The organism is Stenotrophomonas sp. PAMC25021, from assembly GCF_004795795.1.
Lineage (GTDB): Bacteria > Pseudomonadota > Gammaproteobacteria > Xanthomonadales > Xanthomonadaceae > Stenotrophomonas > Stenotrophomonas muris.
This window is the reverse complement of record NZ_CP039255.1, coordinates 4,389,824-4,407,240: the sequence shown is the minus strand read 5'-3', so window position 1 is coordinate 4,407,240 and position 17,417 is coordinate 4,389,824. Positions and strand designations below refer to the sequence as shown.

Sequence of the window (17,417 nt, the reverse complement as noted above, 5' to 3'; positions counted from 1 at the left end):
ATAGTTATACGGGATAATATTGAATTATCCCGCGTAAGGCGGATTCTGACCCTTCCCGGCGTCCCAAGCAGTACGAAACCGCCCAGGGCCGGCGATCGCTGGGTAGTATGGCCCAGAGCGGAAAGGAGGCCAGCCAGGGTGCAGGCAGGCTCCGCCACCGAGCCCGTTGGCCATCATAGGACTGTGCATGCCGATCGAACGTATCGTCATCGACAACTTCAAGTCGTTTCGCCATCTGGACCTGCCCCTCAATGCCCACATGAACCTGGTGGTGGGCGACAACGAGGTCGGTAAATCCACCCTGCTGGAGGCCATCCACGCGGTGGTCACCGGCCAGCTGCATGGGCGCAATCTTGCCTACGAGCTCACGCCCTACCTGTTCCACCAGCCCACGGTGCAGGAGTACTTGGGAGCGCTTGCCACGGGCACGCCGGCCTCGCCGCCACGGATCTCCATCGAAGCCTATCTGGGCGCCGACGCCGCGCTGGCGTCGTTACGCGGCACCAACAACTCCCTGCGTCTGGATACCGCCGGCATCCGGCTGCTGGTCGAGCTCAACGACGACTACCGCGAGGAGTTCAACGCCTACCTGCAGCAGCACCAGGGCGCGGTCAGCCTGCCGGTGGAGTACTACACGGTGCGCTGGTACTCCTTCGCCAACAATGGCGTCACCGCCCGTAGTATTCCGTTCGACTCGACCATCATCGACACGCACGGCATCAAGACCTTGTCCGGTGCCGATCGCTATATCGCCGGCATCATCGAGCAGGCACTGACGCCTGCGCAGCGCGTCTCGCTGTCGCTGAGCTTCCGCCGCATGCGGCAGAGCTTTTCCGAAGAAGCGGATGTGGCAGCGATCAATGCCTACTTGACCGAGCACACCGGGGACATCAGCCACAGGGCATTGACGGTAGGCGTGGACACATCGCCGCGCTCAACGTGGGAAACCAGCCTGTCACCCTACCTGGATGAGCTCCCGTTCACCCAGGCCGGCAAGGGCGAGCAAAGCGCGGTGAAGATGAAGCTGGCGATGCACGCGGCCGGCGCGGCTCACGTGCTGCTGATCGAGGAGCCGGAGAACCATCTGTCCTATTCCAGCATGACCCAGCTGATCGACAAGATTGCGGCCCTCTCCACCGCCCAGCAGGTGATCATCGCCACCCACAGCAGCTTCGTGTTGAACAAGCTGGGCGTGGACAACGTGATCCTGTTCAGCGCGCAAGGCCAGATGAAGCTGGACCAGCTGCCCAGCGATACCCACGACTATTTCATGAAGCTGCCGGGCCACGACACGCTGCGGTTGATCCTGGCCAAGCAGGCGATCCTGGTGGAAGGCCCTTCCGACGAACTGATCGTGCAGCGTGCCTACAGTGACCATCACGGCGTGGCGCCGATGGCTCACGGCGTAGACATCATTTCGGTCAAGTCGTTGGCATTCAAACGCTTCTTGCAGATTGCCGATCGACTGAGGATTCAGGCCAAGGTGATCACCGACAACGACGGTGATATCGCAGCTGTGCAAGAGCGCTATGCCGAGCACATCAACGCGATCTATTACGATTCCGACGAGAGCGCCCCTTCGCTGGAAGAGCAGCTGATCAAAGCCAACTCGCTGGCCGAACTCAATACCGTGCTGGGCAAGGCCTTTGCCGATGAGGTGGCGCTGCTCAAGTACATGAAGGGCCATAAGACCGATACGGCCTTGGCGATTTTCAATAGCCCGCACTCGATCAGGTTCCCGGACTATGTCCAGCGTGCCATCACCTAACCGGGTCCTGCTCTCGGCAGCCGGCTCGGGCAAGACCACGTTGCTGGTCCGGCAGGCCTTGGAGCGACCTGAGCGCCGCATCGCGATTGTCACCTACACGCTGGAAAACCTGGAAGAGATCCGGCGCTCGTTTGAGGCCCACGCAGGCGCGGTCCCCGCGCATGTCACCTTGCACAGCTGGTATGGCTTTCTGCTGCGCCAGTGCATTCGCCCGTACCAGGCTGCGCTTTGCCCTGAGCCTCGCATCGAGACCATCCTGTTCGTAGAAGGTGTCACCAACAACCGCGCCCCACGCACCCAGGTGGCGCGCCACTACCTGGCGGGCAACCGGATGTATTCGGACCGAGCGGCCGATTTCGCTGTGCGCTGCGATGAGCTGACCCAAGGCCAGGTCGTGGCGCGATTGGCGGCGATGTACGACGAGCTCTACATCGACGAAGTCCAGGATCTGGCCGGCTTTGATCTGGATCTGGTCGAACGGCTGTTGAAGAGCGAGATTGCCATCACGTTGGTAGGCGATACGCGCCAAGCCACGTATGCGACCAACTATGCGCAAAGGTACAGCCAATACCGTGGTCCGAATCTGGCAGCGCTGTTTCAGATTTGGGAGGCCGACGGCTTATGCCGGCTGGATCACCGCCTCACCAGTCTGCGCTGCGTCCAGGCTCTGTGCGATATGGCTGACACGCTCTATCCGCAGATGCCGCGGACCCAATCAGGCAATGGCGAGGTCACCGGACACGATGGCATCTACCTCGTCGCTCCAGGGGATGTGGCCGCGTACATGCAGGAGTTCGCCCCCACCGTGCTCCGGCATGACCGGCGGCAGGCGTGCGACGGACTGCCGGCGGTGAACTTTGGGCAGTGCAAGGGCCGCACCTACAGTCGGGTCCTCATCTTTCCGAACGGGCCGTTGACGCAGTACCTGCGCACGGCCGATGCAGCGCGTATCACCGCGCCGCCGAAATACTACGTGGCCTTCACCCGGGCGCGGCAAAGCGTGGCCTTTGTGTATGCCGGCGCGTGCGCGTTGCCGGGTCATCAGCTCTATGCGCCTGCCAGCGCAGACGCATAGAGCCAGGGGCTGCGATCACATCTTCTTTAACGGCGCCGCGGTGGGCGGCGGCGGTACCGGGCCCGGGTCGTTGAAACACAGCATGATCTGATCGATGCCGAATTGATCGGCCAGGACCTGGGCAATCACAGCATGCACCAGGTCCAGGTCGACCGAGGGCGCCGCGACCGTGATGGTGGCCGCGATCGCACGGCCATGCTCACCGGCGACCAGGCGCAGGTCGTCCACCGCTTTCACGCCCGGGTCGGTAAACATCGCCGCACGGACCTGTTCCAGGTTGAGCTCGTTCATGGGGACTCCAAAGCAGTGCTACCGGCGCGGGGAGCTCGGTCGCGATGCAGCCAACGATAGAGCACCGGCAGCACCAACAAGGTCAATGCGGTGGATGAGACGATGCCGCCGATGACGACAGTGGCCAGCGGCCGCTGCACTTCCGAGCCAGCACCGACATTCAAGGCCATGGGTAGGAAGCCCAGCGAGGCTACCAGGGCGGTCATCAACACCGGTCGCAGGCGTCCAAGGGCGCCGTCGCGCACAGCGTCGTCTAGCGGATCGCCCTGTTCGCGCAGACGGCGGATGAAGGCGATCATGACCAGCCCGTTGAGTACGGCCACGCCCGACAGCGCGATGAAGCCCACGCCGGCAGAGATCGACAACGGAATCCCGCGCAGAGCCAGTGCCAGCACACCGCCGGTCAGCGCCAGCGGCACGCCACTGAACACAATGGCCGCATCCTTGGCCGAGCCGAAGGCCATGAATAGCAGAGCGAAGATCAACGCCAGTGTCACCGGAACGACCACGCCCAGGCGTTGGGTGGCCGAGATCAGCTGCTCGAAGGTGCCGCCGTAATCGATCCAGTAGCCCTCTGGAAGCGCGACATCCTGGCCGATGCGTGTGCGCAACTCGCCGACGAACCCGCCCAGATCGCGCTCGCGCACGTTGGCGGTGATCACCACGCGGCGCTTGCCGTTCTCGCGGTTGATCTGATTGGGCCCGCGCTCTACCTGGATCTTCGCCACTTCCCGCAGCGGCACCGTGCGAGGCCCCCCATTGGCGCCGGCGGCCAGACGGCTGGACTCATCGACACTGGTGCTTGCCGGCAGCGGAATGGGCAGATCTGCCAGCACAGCGGGGTCTTGGCGCTGCGCTTCGGGCAGGCGCACGACCAGGTCGAAGCGGCGGTCGCCCTCGATCAACTGGCCGGCAACACTGCCCCCAATGGCGGTGGCCACCGTTTCCTGCACATCGCCCGGGTTCAGGCCATACCGTGCCAATGCCGCCGGATCTGGCGTGATGGTCAGCAGCGGCAGGCCGGAGACCTGCTCGGCCTTGACGTCTTCGGCGCCGGGGACGCTACGCATGACCCGCTCGACCCGGCTGGCCAGGCGCGTCAACTGGTCAAGGTTGTCGCCGTAGACCTTGACCGCCACGTCCGAACGGACGCCGGAGATCAACTCGTTGGTGCGCATCTGGATGGGCTGGGTGAACTCGTAGTTGCTGCCCGGGATTTCCTTGGCCGCCGCCTCCAGCTCTTCCACCAGCTCGGCCTTGGGCTTGCGCGGGTCGGGCCACTGGTCGCGGGGCTTGAGCATCAGGAAGGTGTCGGCCATCGACGGCGGCATAGGATCGGTGGCCACCTCGGCGGTGCCGATCTTTGAGAAGATGTTGGCCACCTCCGGGAACTGGGCCAGGCGCTTCTCCAGCGTTTCCTGCATGGCCACCGACTGCTCCAAGCTGGTGCCGGGAATACGCATGGGCTGCAAGGTGATGTCGCCCTCATCCAGGCTCGGCACGAACTCCGAACCCAAGCGGGTGGCCAGCACGCCACAGCCCACCACCAGCACGGCCGCGCCGGCCAGCACCACCACGCGCCGACGCAGGGCCCAATCCAGCAGCGGCGTATAACGGGCACGCGACCAGCGCATCAGGCGGTTGTCGTGCTCAGCCACACGGCCGCGCAGGAAGCTGGCGATCGCCGCCGGCACGAAGGTCAGCGACAACACCATGGCGCCGGTCAGGGCCAGCACCACCGTGATCGCCATCGGGTGGAACATTTTTCCTTCTACCCCGGACAGCGAGAAGATCGGCAGGTAGACCGCGGCGATGATGCCCAGGCCAAACAGGCTGGGACGGATCACCTCGGCGGTGGCCGAGGCGGTCAGGTCATAGCGCTCTTCATCGTTGAGCTGGCGGCCTAGCGCGTGCTGCGCCTCGCCGAACCGGCGCAGACAGTTCTCGATGATGATCACCGCCCCGTCCACGATCAGGCCGAAGTCCAGCGCGCCCAGGCTCATCAGGTTGCCCGACACGCCGCCACGCACCATGCCGATGATGGTGAACAGCATCGCCAACGGGATCACCGCCGCGGTGATCAACGAGGCGCGCACATTGCCCAGCAGCAGGAACAGCACCACCACCACCAGCAGCGCGCCCTCGATCAGGTTCTTGGACACCGTGCCGATGGTGCGATCCACCAGCGCGGTGCGGTCATAGACGGCCTTGGCATGGACGCCGGCAGGCAGGCTGGCGTTGGCGGCATCCAGCTTGGCCGCGGCCGCCTGGGAGACTTCCCGGCTGTTGGCGCCGAACAACATGAAGGCGGTACCGACCACGACCTCGTGGCCATTCTGGGTGGCCGCGCCCGTGCGCAGCTCCTTGCCTTCGCCCACGCTAGCGACGTCGCGCACCCGAATGGGCACGCCATCGCGCCGGTCCAGCACGATGTTGCCGATTGCCTCCAGATTGGCTAGCTGGCCCGGCACGCGCACCAGGAACTGCTGTCCGTTGCGCTCGATGTAGCCGGCGCCGATGTTCTGGTTGTTGCGCATGACCGCGGCGACCACGTCGTTCAACGTGAAGCCCAGCGCCACCAACTGAGCTGGATCGGGAGTGATGTGGATCTGCCGCTCGAAGCCGCCGATGGTGTTGACCTCGGTGACGCCGGGCGTGGTGCGCAGCTGCGGCCGGATCACCCAGTCCTGCAGGGTGCGCAGGTCCGTGGCCGTGTACGGGGTGCCGTCGGGCTTGCGAGCGTTGGGCTCGGCCTCCACGGTGTACATGAAGATCTCGCCCAACCCGGTGGAGATCGGCCCCATTTCCGGGTCCAACCCTTCGGGAAGCTGGGAGGCGATCTGCTGCAGGCGCTCGGCGACCTGCTGGCGGGCAAAGTACAGGTCGGTGCCGTCCTTGAAGACGACGGTGACCTGCGAAAGCCCGTAGCGCGACAGCGAGCGGCTGTAGTCCAGCTTGGGCAGACCGGCCATGGCCGTTTCGATGGCAAAGGTGACCCGTTGTTCGGCCTCCAGCGGCGAGTAACCCGGGGCCTGGGTGTTGATCTGGACCTGGACGTTGGTGATGTCGGGCGTGGCGTCAATGGAAAGGTGACGGTAGCTCCACACGCCCAGCGCAACCAGCGCAGCGGTGAGCACTAGCGTCAGCCAGCGATGGCGGATGGACAGCCCAATGAGGCGTTCGAGCATGGCGGGCCTCATTCTTCTTCCACGGTGGACTTTTCGATGTCGGCCTTGATCAGGAAGCTTTGGGCCACCACCACCTGTTCACCGGCCTTGAGGCCTTCCAGCACTTCGGCGCGTTCGGCGTCGCGGCGCCCCAGCTTCACCGGCCGGGTGTGGTAGGTTTCGCCCTGCTGCACGTAGACCACGTCCTGGTCTTCTGCGGTCTGCAGCGCCGTGATCGGCACCACCAACGCTGCCGATTGGCGATCCACGGTGACCCGCGCCTTGACCGCCGACCCCGGCCGCCACAGGCCATCGGTGTTGGCCACCGTGCCGCGCGCAATGGTGCTTTGGCTGGCGGTGGCGGTGCCGGGCAGGACGCGCTCCAAGGTGGTCTGTGCGGTGACGCCATCGCTCAAGCGGGTAACCGTCACCGGCACGCCAGCACCGATGTGCTGGGCGTCGGCGCCGAAGATGTGAAGGTCCACCCACAGCGTGGACAGGTCGGCGACCTCAAACAGCGGCGCGCCCTCAGCGGCGGCCATGCCTACGGCGGCCGTGCGCGCCATGACCACGCCACTGATCGGCGCGGTGACGGTATAGGTGGTCAGGCTCAGGTTGCTCTCTACCGTGGCCAGTGCCTGGCCGGCCCGTACCTGATCACCCACGCCCGCACGCACGGAGCGGACCGGTCCGGGGAAGCGTGCCGTGACCTGCGCGATGCGACCGTCAATCGGGGTCAACAGCCCTTGCACCTCATGCTCGTCAGCAATCTCACCGGGGCCTGCCGGTGCGACCTGGATACCCGCTGCCTGCGCAGCTTTGGCGGCAATCTTGGTTTCCAGCGGCGCTTCCTCGTGCTCGCCGTGCTCTTCGCCCTCAGCGGCGGCGCCGCCTTCGGACGCTTCGTTGGGGGCCGACGCGTTGCAGGCGGCCAGCATCATCAGGGCCATGCCCAGTGCGGTCCAAGAAAAGCGATTCATGGGGTCTCTCCGGTGGAAGCAGCCGCCGGCGGCGCGACAAGCGCTTGGCCGGTCAGGCGTTGAATTTCGATCAGGGCGCGCTGCGCATCGAGCGCCACGTCCAGCTGCTGCTGGGCCATGGCCGTGCGTTCGGACTGCAGCTGTGCCCATTCCAGGTAGCTGATCGCGCCGGCGCGATAGGCGCGCTCGGCGGCCTTCTCAGCCCGGGCCAACTTCGGCAGCACCTCGCCTTGCAGCCGTGCCACCTCGGCCTGCGCCACGGTGTAGCGACCATGGGCTTCGACCAGCGTGGAATACAGCGACAGGCCCTTGGCCTCGCGCTCGATCGTCAGAACCTCCAGCTCGGCTTCGCCGGCGCGGATCTCCGGCTGCGCGCGGCTGCGGCTGCCCAGTGGCATGGACAGGCTGGCCACCAGCGCGGTGTCGTCAGTCTCCTGCAGGCGGCGCACGCCCAGCTGCCACGACAAGTCCGGCGAGGCCGCCGAACGCGCCAGCTGCAGTCGTGCCTGCGCGATCCGGCGGGCATCGGCAAACTGCGCCAACTCGGGAGTGCGCTCCAATTCCTCGGCCAGCGACTGCATGGACGCGATCGCCGGCAGGGTCATGGGATCCGCCGCGGCCACCTCGAAGCTCGGAGCACGTTCGCCCCAGAGGGCAGCAAGGTGCTGCCGGGCGGCAATGCGCTGCTGCTCGGCCCGATCACGGGTCAACTCTGCTCTCGCCAGTGCTGCTTGTGCGGTGAGCATCACCGATTCGGGAGACGCGCCAGCCTGCAGGCGCTGCCGGGCAGCGGCGACGGTCCGCTGGCGCTGGCCGACATCCATGTTCGTCAGGCTGCGTTGCCGGTCGGCACCGACAACGGCCAAATAGCGCTGCGCCGTCTCGGCGAGCAGGTCCAGCCGCCTGGTCTCGCGCTGCACGGCCAGTGCATCAATCCGGCTTTGGGCCAAGGTGCGGCGGGCGTCGAGCTTGCCGCCGCGCTCCAGGACCGAGCTCAGGCTCAAGGTCAACTCCGCGCTGTCCAGGCCACGGGCCGCGCCCGTGCCCAGCGCATTTTCAACCTCCGCCCCCAACGTCCACGGTGGCCGCTGCACGGCCTGGTCGCGCTCGGCAGCGAGCACCGTGGCTCGCGCATCGACCAGGCGCAGCTCGGGGTGGGTTTGGGCCACGCGTGCAAACGCGTCGTCCAAGGTCATCAGCTCTTCTGCTGTCGCCGGCGTTGCCGCCGCGCTCAACAGTAGCCACGCGGCCAGGGCCGCCAATCGCACATGCATGAAGTACTCCAGAATTTTCGATAGCCAACAGGGATCCGGCGCACGCCGGCGCGCATCACCCTGCGATCGGCGGCCGGAACGGCGCGAGCAGGTGCTCATGCCGATATCTGTCCGCATGGGCTGTCGCCGACGGCCAATGCCGGCCGATATGAGCAATGGCCAACACTATTTCTGGAGCCGGCGCGGCCTGGCTACAGCACAGCACCAGCTGCTGTAGCCGGTGCAGCGCGGCGTCTACGCCACGCTCGGAAGCTGGTGATGCCACTGCCGGGTCATGGTCGGCCGCGGCCAGATGGGTTTGAGCATGGAGCTCGCCAACCACTGCCAGCACCGGCTGCGTCACAAGGCCCACGGCCAAGTGCGCCAGCAGCAGCCAGCGCAGGCCACAGCTCAGCCGGCCAAGCGCTGTCATGCAGGCGTTTTGCGCGCGTCGGCACGCGCCCGGCGAGCATCACCCAAGATCTCGAAAGCCTCCTTGATCACATACAGGCCGATCAGGGCGCCGATCACGAAATCCGGGTAGGGGCTGGCCAGCCACCACACCAACAGGCCGGCCAGAATCACCCCAACGTTGGCCACCACATCGGCGCGGGTAAACAGCCAGGTCGCTCGCAGATGCACTTCGCCAGACTTCAAGGGGGCGAGCATACGGAGCACCTTCAGGTTCACGGCCAGCGAGACCAGAGCGGTACCGATCATCCAACCGCTGACCGGCTCGGCGCCGTACATCACCCGGCGGCCGACTTCGACCAGCACGCCTACGCCCAGCACCAGCAGCACGCTGCCACTGACCCACGCGGCGTTGGCCTTGAAGCGCGCCGTGCGCCCGATAGCGACCAGGCCAATGGCATAGGCGGTGGCGTCAGACAGCATGTCCAGCGCGTCAGCCAGCAGCCCGGTGGAATGGGCAATCCAGCCGGCAATGCCGCCGATCACGGCCATCGCTGCATTCAGGACCAAGGCGATCCAGAGGATGCGTCGCTCCTCCTTGTTCTTGGCTTCGTGGTGGCACCCGCAATCACTCATGTCTTGGTCCTCTGCTGTGTTGTTTCATTGCTTGTTTGCGCCTGGCTGTCTACGCACACCGGAACGGGCATTGGCGAGGAACCCCACGATGGCGGCGGTGCCTACCAATACCTGCGCCAGCAGCGACTGCCAGGTGGGATACAGGCCGATCCACTCGATGCGCGGCAACGCGAGCGGTGTTTGAGAGATCCAGCCCGCTTCCTGCAACGCGGCCACGCCTTTACCGATCAGGATGACCGCCATCACCGCGATGAGAATCGAGCTGATCGAAAAGAACCGGCCAATCGGCAGCCGCCTGCTCATGCGCAGCATCCAGTACGCCACCGCAGCCAACACCGCGATTCCCGCCGCCAGGCCTGCGAGGATGGCGGTGGACGCCTGATCGCTCCACATCGCGATGTAGAACAAGATCGTCTCAAACACCTCGCGGTACACCGCGACAAAGGCCAGCATGAACAGGAAAACAGCCGAGCGCCGTGTCAGCGCAGTCGTCAGCTTGGCGTGCAGGTACTCCTGCCACCGCCCTGCAAGGCTCTTTTGGTGCATCCAGATGCCTACGCTGAGCAGGACAGCGGCAGCGAACAAGGCCGAGACGCCCTCAGTGACTTCCCGGTTCGCACCGCTGATATCAACAAAGTAAGTGGCCACCGCCCAGGTAGCTGCGCCTGCCAACAACGCGCAGATCCAACCCGCATGCACATACGGCAACACATCAGACCGCTCGGCTTTACGCAAGAACGCCACGATACCAATCACGATCAGCAGCGCTTCCAGTCCTTCGCGTACCAAGATGGTAAAGCTGCCTAGAAACGCGGTGCTGGCGCCTATTCGGGTGTCCTGCAGCGCCACGTCCGCGCGATCAAACAGCTGGGCAATTTGCGCTGCCTGCCCGGCAACGTCAGCCGCGGGCGCATGCTGATCCAGCTGCGCGCGGTAGCCTGCCATGGCCGTCTCGATCTCTCGCAGCAATGACGGATTGCGCGTGGCCAGCGTGGGTTCAAGCGGCTCTACACCATCCAGATAGGACGAGAGCGCAAGCTTTTTGGCTTGAGCCAGGTCCTCATCAGCGTAAGCGCGCTGGCTGGCGGCCAGTCGCTGCCGCGCCACCGCAAAGCGATCGGCTCCTGGTACCGCTTCGTTTACTACCTGTGGCTGCGAACGCAGGTAGGCGATGATCGCGTTTGCCTGATCGGCGGGCATCGTGGTGGCAAGATCGGCCTCTCGCGTGCGTGTCAGCGCTTCGAGCGAGGGAATGTGCGTATGGGCCTCGGCACTGGTGCGCCATAACGCCTCACCTTGAGCCTTGGCTTGCGAGGAGTACCCCAAGCTGCCCACATAGAATGCCAACGCCCAGCGATCACTTTCTGACAGCCCAGAGAAGCTGACCATGCCGGTACCCGGCACACCCTGGGAAATGACCTCGTACAACGACAGCGGCGTTCGCTGCGCGGCGCGAGTGGCATCGGTGAACGCGATCGGCGGCGGACTTAACGCTTGCGCGGCGGGGCCATCACCGTGACCTGTGGGGCCGTGACAGGCCGCGCACTGCTGGCTGTAGATGGACGCGGCCTGGGAGGTCTTCGGCGCGCTCGCCGGAACAGCGCCGATCGGGTAGCGGGCCAACAGCGTCGTGCCGAGCCCGCGCGCCAACGTTGCCACTTGCGCCGGGTCGGCCTTCTCTGCCACCGCCTGGACCAGGCGGTCGGCCTGGGCCGTCAGCTCCTGCTGGTTCTGGCCACTGGGCAATGCTGCCAGCTGACTGCGCACGGCGCCGGCAAACTCGCTCATTTCGGCGTATTCGTTGGGGGCAATTACGCGACCGGCCTGGACCGCGCCGGGGTAGTCGACCGCGATGTAATCGAGCATCTGCCAGGTTTGGCGCAGGTCTGCTGCGGCAGGCTCCGCCTGAGCAGAAGCGGGCAGAACCCAGCCGATCAGCAAGGCAATCAGGCAGTAGCGAATCAAGGCGATGGGCAGTGGCATGGTCGTCACATGCAGCGCCGCGGCCGGAGTGGCGGCGGATACGGGTTCAGCGTAAAGTCCGTAGCTACTACGGAGTCAAGCGTACTACGAATGAAAATCAGTGAGGCTGCCGACGCCAGCGGATGCCACTTGGAGACGATTCGCTATTACGAGCGGATCGGGTTGCTGCCGCGCCCGGGGCGCACGGGCAACGGCTACCGGGTCTATGGCCCGGCCGACATCGAGCGGCTGCGCTTCATTGCGCGTGGCCGGGACCTGGGCTTCAGCCTGGAGGAGGTCCGCAGCCTGCTGCAGCTGGCCGGCGATGAGGAGCTTTCGTGCGGGGACGTGGACCGGTTGGCCCGCAGCCATCTGGCCGACGTGCGCGCCCGCATGGCCGACCTGCAGCGCATGGCCAGCGAGCTGGAACGGGTGATTGCCAGTTGCCATGGCGGGCAGCGGGCGGAATGCACCATCCTGTCGACGCTGCGCCAGACGACCTCGGTGGAGGCCACGCGCCAGTGACCGAACTGGACCGCTACCTCGATGCGGCCACGCGCCAGAACACGGTGCGCAGCTATGCGTCGGCGCTGCGGCACTTCGAGGTTGAATGGCAAGGCCACCTCCCAGCGACACCTGACAGCGTGGCCCGGTACCTGGCCGCTTATGCGCAGACCTTGGCGACCAGCACCCTCCGCCAACGTCTGGCGGCCATCGCCTCTTGGCACCGCGACCACGGCTTTGTCGACCCGACCCGATCGCCGCTGGTGCGCAAGGTGCTCAAAGGCATCCAGACCCTGCACCCGGGCCAGGTCAAGCAAGCCGCGCCGCTCCAGATTCGGCGGCTGGTCGAGCTCGATGACTGGCTGGCCGCGGCGATCGCTGCGGCACATGCCCGGGGCGATGGGCCGGCGGCGCTGCGCCATCAACGAGACCGAGCGCTGGTGCTGCTCGGGTTCTGGCGGGGATTCCGTGGCGATGAACTGCTGCGTCTGGACGTGGCCCATCTCACGCTGGTGCCGGGACAGGGGATGACCTGCTTCTTGCCACGCAGCAAGGGTGATCGCCAAGCAGCCGGCGTCACCTACAAGGTGCCGGCGCTGTCGCGGTTATGTCCGGTGGAGGCGACCCAGGCGTGGCTGCAGGCGGCCGACCTGCAAGAAGGGCCGGTGTTTCGGGCAGTCAACCAATGGGGCCAGGTGAGCGCCGAAGGCCTGCATCCCAACAGCTTGGTGCGCCTGCTGCGCGAGTTGCTGACCAGTGCAGGCTTTGCCGATGCGGGGCTCCACAGCAGCCATTCGTTGCGCCGCGGCTTTGCCAGCTGGGCCAACGACCAAGGCTGGGACATGAAGGCCTTGATGGAGTACGTGGGCTGGCGCGATGTGCAGTCGGCCATGCGTTACCTGGACGGGCGTGACCCGTTTGCCCGGGACCGCATTGAAGCAAGCCTGCCCAGTCCAACCGTGCCGGTACCGGCGATGGCACTGCCGGCGCCGGAGGGCAAATCGGCCCTGCAGCTGCGCCTGCGCATGGTGCTGACCCCGTTTGCCCGCACGGGCCGCGGCGCGGCCAAGGCCCGAGGCCGAATTGAAGAGATCTGCTTGGCCCCGTTCCAGGCTGTGCGCCTGAACACCGCCAGCAGCGAGTACCAGTTGACTGCTCCCACCGATCCCGAAAGGGATCTGGATGAAATCCTGGCCACGTTGCTCGATGACATGCACCGCATGGCCGATACGCACCAGTGCTTCCTGGAAGCGTCGCTCAGTACAGACGACGGCCGGCACTGGGACTGATCCCCCTCACACCCTCCGGATCCAATGGCTACCCTTCACGAGACCGCCTACCCGCGACTGAAGCCTGATCCCACCGCCAAGGAACTGGAGGAGATCTATACCCCGACCGCCGCTGAGATTGCATTCGCCAAGCAGCTGACCACCCAGCCGGGTCCGCAGCTGGCGGTACTGATTCATCTCAAGCTCTTCCAACGCTTGGGCTACTTCACGCTGTTGGCCGACGTACCCGAGCGGATCCGGAAGCACATCGCCAAGGCCGCCCGACTCGGGCGCGTATTGGACACCGACCAGCTCGAACGCTACGACGCTTCCGGCAGCCAGCGCCGGCATATGCCGCAGCTTCGGCAATTCATCGGGGTACGTCCCCTGGATAAATCGGGCTTGGCTTGGCTGGACACAGTGGCCACCGGAGCAGCCCAGACCAAGCACACCATCCCGGACATCGTGAACGTCCTGCTCGAAGAGCTGGTGCACCATCGCTACGAACTACCCGGTTTCCGCACTCTGGAGCTGGCCGCCATCGGCGCCCGTGAGGGGGTCAATCTGGGCTACTACCGCAGCATCAGCCACGCGCTGACGCCTGCCACGCGCACGCTCATCGACGAACTGCTGCGCGCACCGGAAGGGTCCAGGTTCACCGGCTGGCAATCACTCAAGCGCGAGCCCGGCCGGCCCACCAACAAGGAAGTTCGGTTCTACCTGCAGCACATCCGCATGCTGCAGCAGTTGGCCGACCAGCTGCCTCCCATCGATGTGCCGGTGCCCAAGCTCAAGCAGTTCCGTGCAATGGCTCGGGCCTATGACGCCAGCGAGCTGGCCGAACTGGCTCCGGACAAGCGCTATGCGCTGGCCACCATCTTCATTCGCGCCCAGCATGCCAAGACACTGGATGATGCAGCCGAGTTGTTCATCAAGCAGGTGCGCGGGCTGGAGAACACGGCCCAGCAGAAATTGCTGGCCTACCAGCTCGAACATGCCAAACGGGCCGACTTCCTCATCGGCCAGCTCAAGGAAATCCTGCAGGCCTATCAGCTAGACGGCAGCGATAGTCAGCGCGTGGATGCCATCGACAACAGCCTGGAAGCGGAAGTGTCGACCTTGCTGGCCGAATGCGAAGAACATATGGCCTACGCCGGGAAGAACTACCTGCCTTTCATGCTGCAGCCCTATGGCGCGGTCAGGCCGCTGCTGTTCAATGGGCTGGAGCTGATGAAACTTCGGGCGACCAGCCACGACGCCGGCATGGAGCCGCTGATCGCAGCGGTGCTCTCGCTGCGCAACCAGCGCCGTGAGCTGATCGAGGTCGCCTCCCTCGGTTTGGACCCGGAAAAGGACTTTGACTGGATGTCCAAGCTCTGGTGTCAGCACGTGTTCGGCAAGCGGGCCAGTGCAGCCGGCGCCGGCTGGATGCACCGTAAGTACTTCGAGCTGGCCGTGCTGGTGCAGGTCAAGGACGAACTGAAGTCCGGAGATCTCTTCATTCCCAGCAGCGAACGGTTTGATGACTACCGTGAGCAGCTGGTCGATGAAGCCACCTTGGCCCAGGAACTGGAAGCCTACGGCCAGGTGTCAGGCCTGCCCACCGACGCCGAGTCTTTCGTGGCGGGATTACGTGCACAACTGACCTCCCTGGCCGATGAGGTCGACGCGCGTTTCCCGGAGAACGTACATGCGGACATCCTGGATGGGCGCCTGGTGCTGCGGAAGGGGCAACGCGCCGAAGTCTCCAGCGCGATTACCACGGTGGATCGCCTCATCGCCGAACGGCTTCCAGAATCCAGCATCGTCGATGTCCTGATCGATGCCAGCCAATGGCTGGATCTGCACCGTTTCTTCCGCCCGATCGCCGGCACCGAGAGCCAGGTCGAAGATCTGCCCCGACGTGTGATCACCACGCTATTCTGCTATGGCTGCAACCTGGGGCCGACGCAGACGGCGCGGTCGATCAAGGGCTTCAGCCGGCGCCAAGTCGCTTGGCTCAACCTGAAATACGTGACCGAGGATGTGCTTGAGAAGGCCATCGTGGAGGTCATCAATACCTACAACAGATTCGACCTGCCTGGCTATTGGGGCAGCGGCAAGAGCGCATCAGCTGATGGCACGAAGTGGAGCGTCTACGAGGACAACCTGCTGTCGGAGTATCACATCCGCTACGGCGGCTACGGTGGCATCGGCTACTGCCACGTGTCCGACAAATACGTAGCGCCGTTCAGCCACTTCATTCCCTGTGGCGTGCACGAGGGCATCTACATCCTCGACGGTCTGTTGGCCAACACTTCCGACATCCAGCCTGAGATCGTCCATGGCGACACGCAGGCCCAAAGCTATCCGGTCTTCGGCCTGGCCCACATGCTGGGCATCCAGCTGATGCCCCGGATCCGGAACATCAAGGACCTGACATTCTTTCGGCCCGAACCGGGTAGGGCTTATAAGAACATCCAGGCACTGTTCGGGGACAGCATCGACTGGCAACTGATCGCCACCCATCTCCACGACATGCTGCGGGTGGTGATCTCAATCCGATTGGGCAAGATCACCGCGTCCTCGATCCTGCGCCGGCTGGGCACCTACAGCCGGAAGAACAAGCTGTACTTCGCCTTCCGGGAACTTGGCAAGGCCGTTCGAACGCTGTTCTTGCTGCGCTACATTGATGACAATGAGATCCGCAAAACGATCCATGCTGCCACCAACAAGAGCGAGGAATACAACGGCTTCGTGAAATGGGTGTTCTTTGGCAGCCAGGGGATCATTGCTGAGAACGTCCAACACGAGCAGCGCAAGATCATCAAGTACAGCCAGCTGGTGGCCAACATGATCATCCTCCACAACGTGGAAGGCATGAGCCGGACCTTGGCCGAGATGAGGAAGGAGGGGATTGAACTGACGCCCGAGATCCTGGCCGGCCTGTCGCCTTATCGGACCAGCCACATCAATCGCTTCGGCGACTACCACCTGGATCTTGAAAGGGAAGTGGCGCCGCTGAGCTACACAGCCAAGGTGCTTGAACAGACCCCATAGATGGGGAGAACCTGATCGAGAGACGAGCAATCAACTTTGAAATTCAGTCGCTTAGGCAGCTTTTGGCCCTGTACGTAATGATTCCCTGCCGACCCTCTTCAAGGTTCATCCCAGCGACTGCCCAGTTGAAGGCCGCTCTTTCGTGGGCATTGAGTTCCGCGTCGATAGCGTCAATTGACTGCCGGTATTGCTGCTGGGTTCCATTCGTAACCATCTTCTTGTCTGTCGGACCGCTGCAGGCAGCTAGCAGTGCTGATGCTGCCAGGATCAGTGTTGCTCTGCTTCTGGCCGCGGTGATGAAGCGGTATGGCTGTTCGCTCATGCGTCCCCCTGTCAATGAAGAAGACAGAATATCTGGTTTTTAGATATCGGAGAACTGGATATAGCTTTCTAGGCCGCTCAGCCAAGGCGCGGTCGTGTCGAAGTCCATCCATCGAAAAGAGTACGCTGCCCTCATTGAGGCTGTTCGCGAGGCGCGGCTAGCTGCCGGTCTGACCCAGGCCCAGGTGTCCAGCATGCTGGGCCGCAGCCAGTCATTCATCAGCGACGTCGAAACAGGCAAGAGAAGGGTTGATGTGGTGGAGCTGAGAGATATCGCCCGCCTGACAGGCCTTTCGCTGGGCAAGTTGATCACAAACTTTGAGAAGCGAATCAAAGACTAAAGCCCCTTAGGGTGTAGCGGTAGGTTCGCGCTTCTTGCCGGCCGGTCGGGACCAGGCGCACACGCCAGTGACAGACGGCCAACCGGATGGAAGGGGCACGCCCTGCCGGAAATCCGTGACGTAGATCGGCCTCGGCGTGCCGGGTCGAAACTTTAGGCTGTTTTGTGGAACCGTGGGGTCTGAACCCTCGTGTAGATCCGGGTGAAGCGACGTCTTTACAGTTGTTGATGTGAAGACATTTCTCCGGCCCACTCCACAGCAGCTCCACAGGTCGCTAAAGCGAACCCCTAAATGCCTCCGATGGGCTTGTCGCGGGGCCTATACCCTTTCGGCGCGACTGTCTGACGTGGAGGATTGCGCCCTACACAAGCTTCGAGACGCAAAGGCTATCGCTTGGCGGC

14 protein-coding genes are annotated in these 17,417 nt (G+C 64.3%); 6 read left to right on the top strand and 8 right to left on the bottom strand.

Annotated features, from left to right (window positions below):
* Nucleotides 1–187 precede the first annotated feature (187 nt).
* Both E5790_RS20445 and E5790_RS20440 read left to right on the top strand, forming a co-directional pair.
* Nucleotides 188–1,768, top strand: coding sequence for an AAA family ATPase (locus E5790_RS20445; RefSeq protein WP_111205578.1), 1,581 nt, complete (start codon nt 188–190; stop codon nt 1,766–1,768).
* Complete coding sequence (locus E5790_RS20440; RefSeq protein WP_043033512.1) at nt 1,746–2,843, top strand: UvrD-helicase domain-containing protein; 1,098 nt, start codon at nt 1,746–1,748, stop codon at nt 2,841–2,843. Before E5790_RS20445 ends, E5790_RS20440 begins: the two co-directional genes overlap by 23 nt.
* A gap of 15 nt (nt 2,844–2,858) precedes the next feature.
* Here the strand turns inward: E5790_RS20440 and E5790_RS20435 are convergent, their stop codons facing one another.
* Genes E5790_RS20435 through E5790_RS20405 form a run of 7 tightly spaced genes read right to left on the bottom strand, consistent with a single transcriptional unit; the run spans nt 2,859 to nt 11,564 of the window.
* Nucleotides 2,859–3,134, bottom strand: coding sequence for a hypothetical protein (locus E5790_RS20435; protein ID WP_019184735.1), 276 nt, complete (start codon nt 3,132–3,134; stop codon nt 2,859–2,861).
* Complete coding sequence (locus E5790_RS20430) at nt 3,131–6,322, bottom strand: CusA/CzcA family heavy metal efflux RND transporter (protein WP_049402758.1); 3,192 nt, start codon at nt 6,320–6,322, stop codon at nt 3,131–3,133. The genes E5790_RS20435 and E5790_RS20430 overlap by 4 nt, the downstream gene beginning before the upstream one ends.
* 8 nt (nt 6,323–6,330) lie before the next feature.
* On the bottom strand, nt 6,331–7,281 hold the full coding sequence (locus E5790_RS20425; protein ID WP_021201906.1) for an efflux RND transporter periplasmic adaptor subunit: 951 nt from the start codon (nt 7,279–7,281) through the stop codon (nt 6,331–6,333).
* Nucleotides 7,278–8,555 (bottom strand): TolC family protein, encoded by a 1,278-nt coding sequence (locus E5790_RS20420; RefSeq protein ID WP_043033510.1) that lies wholly within the window; start codon nt 8,553–8,555, stop codon nt 7,278–7,280. The genes E5790_RS20425 and E5790_RS20420 overlap by 4 nt, the downstream gene beginning before the upstream one ends.
* 55 nt (nt 8,556–8,610) lie before the next feature.
* Nucleotides 8,611–8,967: a hypothetical protein gene (locus E5790_RS20415; protein ID WP_012480228.1), complete on the bottom strand. Its 357-nt coding sequence runs from the start codon at nt 8,965–8,967 to the stop codon at nt 8,611–8,613.
* Nucleotides 8,964–9,581 (bottom strand): cation transporter, encoded by a 618-nt coding sequence (locus E5790_RS20410; protein ID WP_005413376.1) that lies wholly within the window; start codon nt 9,579–9,581, stop codon nt 8,964–8,966. The genes E5790_RS20415 and E5790_RS20410 overlap by 4 nt, the downstream gene beginning before the upstream one ends.
* 24 nt (nt 9,582–9,605) lie before the next feature.
* A complete protein-coding gene (locus E5790_RS20405; RefSeq protein WP_043033508.1) occupies nt 9,606–11,564 on the bottom strand; it encodes a cytochrome c/FTR1 family iron permease in 1,959 nt (652 codons plus the stop codon).
* A 90-nt stretch (nt 11,565–11,654) separates the two neighbouring features.
* Here E5790_RS20405 and E5790_RS20400 point away from each other — a divergent pair, with 90 nt between their 5' ends.
* From E5790_RS20400 to E5790_RS20390, 3 genes are read left to right on the top strand one after another with little or no spacing between them, the layout of a single operon-like run.
* On the top strand, nt 11,655–12,068 hold the full coding sequence (locus tag E5790_RS20400; protein ID WP_012480230.1) for a helix-turn-helix domain-containing protein: 414 nt from the start codon (nt 11,655–11,657) through the stop codon (nt 12,066–12,068).
* A complete protein-coding gene (locus E5790_RS20395) occupies nt 12,065–13,336 on the top strand; it encodes a site-specific integrase (RefSeq protein WP_005413373.1) in 1,272 nt (423 codons plus the stop codon). Before E5790_RS20400 ends, E5790_RS20395 begins: the two co-directional genes overlap by 4 nt.
* Nucleotides 13,337–13,360: 24 nt before the next feature.
* Nucleotides 13,361–16,354 carry a Tn3 family transposase gene (locus E5790_RS20390; RefSeq protein ID WP_130768061.1) on the top strand — a complete coding sequence of 998 codons (2,994 nt, stop codon included), beginning with the start codon at nt 13,361–13,363 and terminating at the stop codon, nt 16,352–16,354.
* A gap of 43 nt (nt 16,355–16,397) precedes the next feature.
* Here the strand turns inward: E5790_RS20390 and E5790_RS20385 are convergent, their stop codons facing one another.
* A complete protein-coding gene (locus E5790_RS20385) occupies nt 16,398–16,676 on the bottom strand; it encodes a hypothetical protein (protein WP_033835997.1) in 279 nt (92 codons plus the stop codon).
* 94 nt (nt 16,677–16,770) lie between these two features.
* On the opposite strand from E5790_RS20385, the gene E5790_RS20380 reads away from it, so the two are divergent.
* Complete coding sequence (locus E5790_RS20380; protein ID WP_043033505.1) at nt 16,771–17,016, top strand: helix-turn-helix transcriptional regulator; 246 nt, start codon at nt 16,771–16,773, stop codon at nt 17,014–17,016.
* Nucleotides 17,017–17,417 lie beyond the last annotated feature (401 nt).

Excerpts from the sequence above, each read along its gene's own strand:
- E5790_RS20415 (WP_012480228.1), bottom strand. The coding sequence starts at position 8,967 with ATGACAGCGCTTGGCCGGCTGAGCTGTGGCCTGCGCTGGCTGCTGCTG.
- E5790_RS20400 (WP_012480230.1), top strand. The coding sequence starts at position 11,655 with ATGAAAATCAGTGAGGCTGCCGACGCCAGCGGATGCCACTTGGAGACG.
- E5790_RS20445 (WP_111205578.1), top strand. The coding sequence starts at position 188 with ATGCCGATCGAACGTATCGTCATCGACAACTTCAAGTCGTTTCGCCAT.
- E5790_RS20440 (WP_043033512.1), top strand. The coding sequence starts at position 1,746 with ATGTCCAGCGTGCCATCACCTAACCGGGTCCTGCTCTCGGCAGCCGGC.
- E5790_RS20430 (WP_049402758.1), bottom strand. The coding sequence starts at position 6,322 with ATGCTCGAACGCCTCATTGGGCTGTCCATCCGCCATCGCTGGCTGACG.
- E5790_RS20390 (WP_130768061.1), top strand. The coding sequence starts at position 13,361 with ATGGCTACCCTTCACGAGACCGCCTACCCGCGACTGAAGCCTGATCCC.
- E5790_RS20425 (WP_021201906.1), bottom strand. The coding sequence starts at position 7,281 with ATGAATCGCTTTTCTTGGACCGCACTGGGCATGGCCCTGATGATGCTG.
- E5790_RS20410 (WP_005413376.1), bottom strand. The coding sequence starts at position 9,581 with ATGAGTGATTGCGGGTGCCACCACGAAGCCAAGAACAAGGAGGAGCGA.
- E5790_RS20435 (WP_019184735.1), bottom strand. The coding sequence starts at position 3,134 with ATGAACGAGCTCAACCTGGAACAGGTCCGTGCGGCGATGTTTACCGAC.
- E5790_RS20420 (WP_043033510.1), bottom strand. The coding sequence starts at position 8,555 with ATGCATGTGCGATTGGCGGCCCTGGCCGCGTGGCTACTGTTGAGCGCG.
- E5790_RS20405 (WP_043033508.1), bottom strand. The coding sequence starts at position 11,564 with ATGCCACTGCCCATCGCCTTGATTCGCTACTGCCTGATTGCCTTGCTG.
- E5790_RS20385 (WP_033835997.1), bottom strand. The coding sequence starts at position 16,676 with ATGAGCGAACAGCCATACCGCTTCATCACCGCGGCCAGAAGCAGAGCA.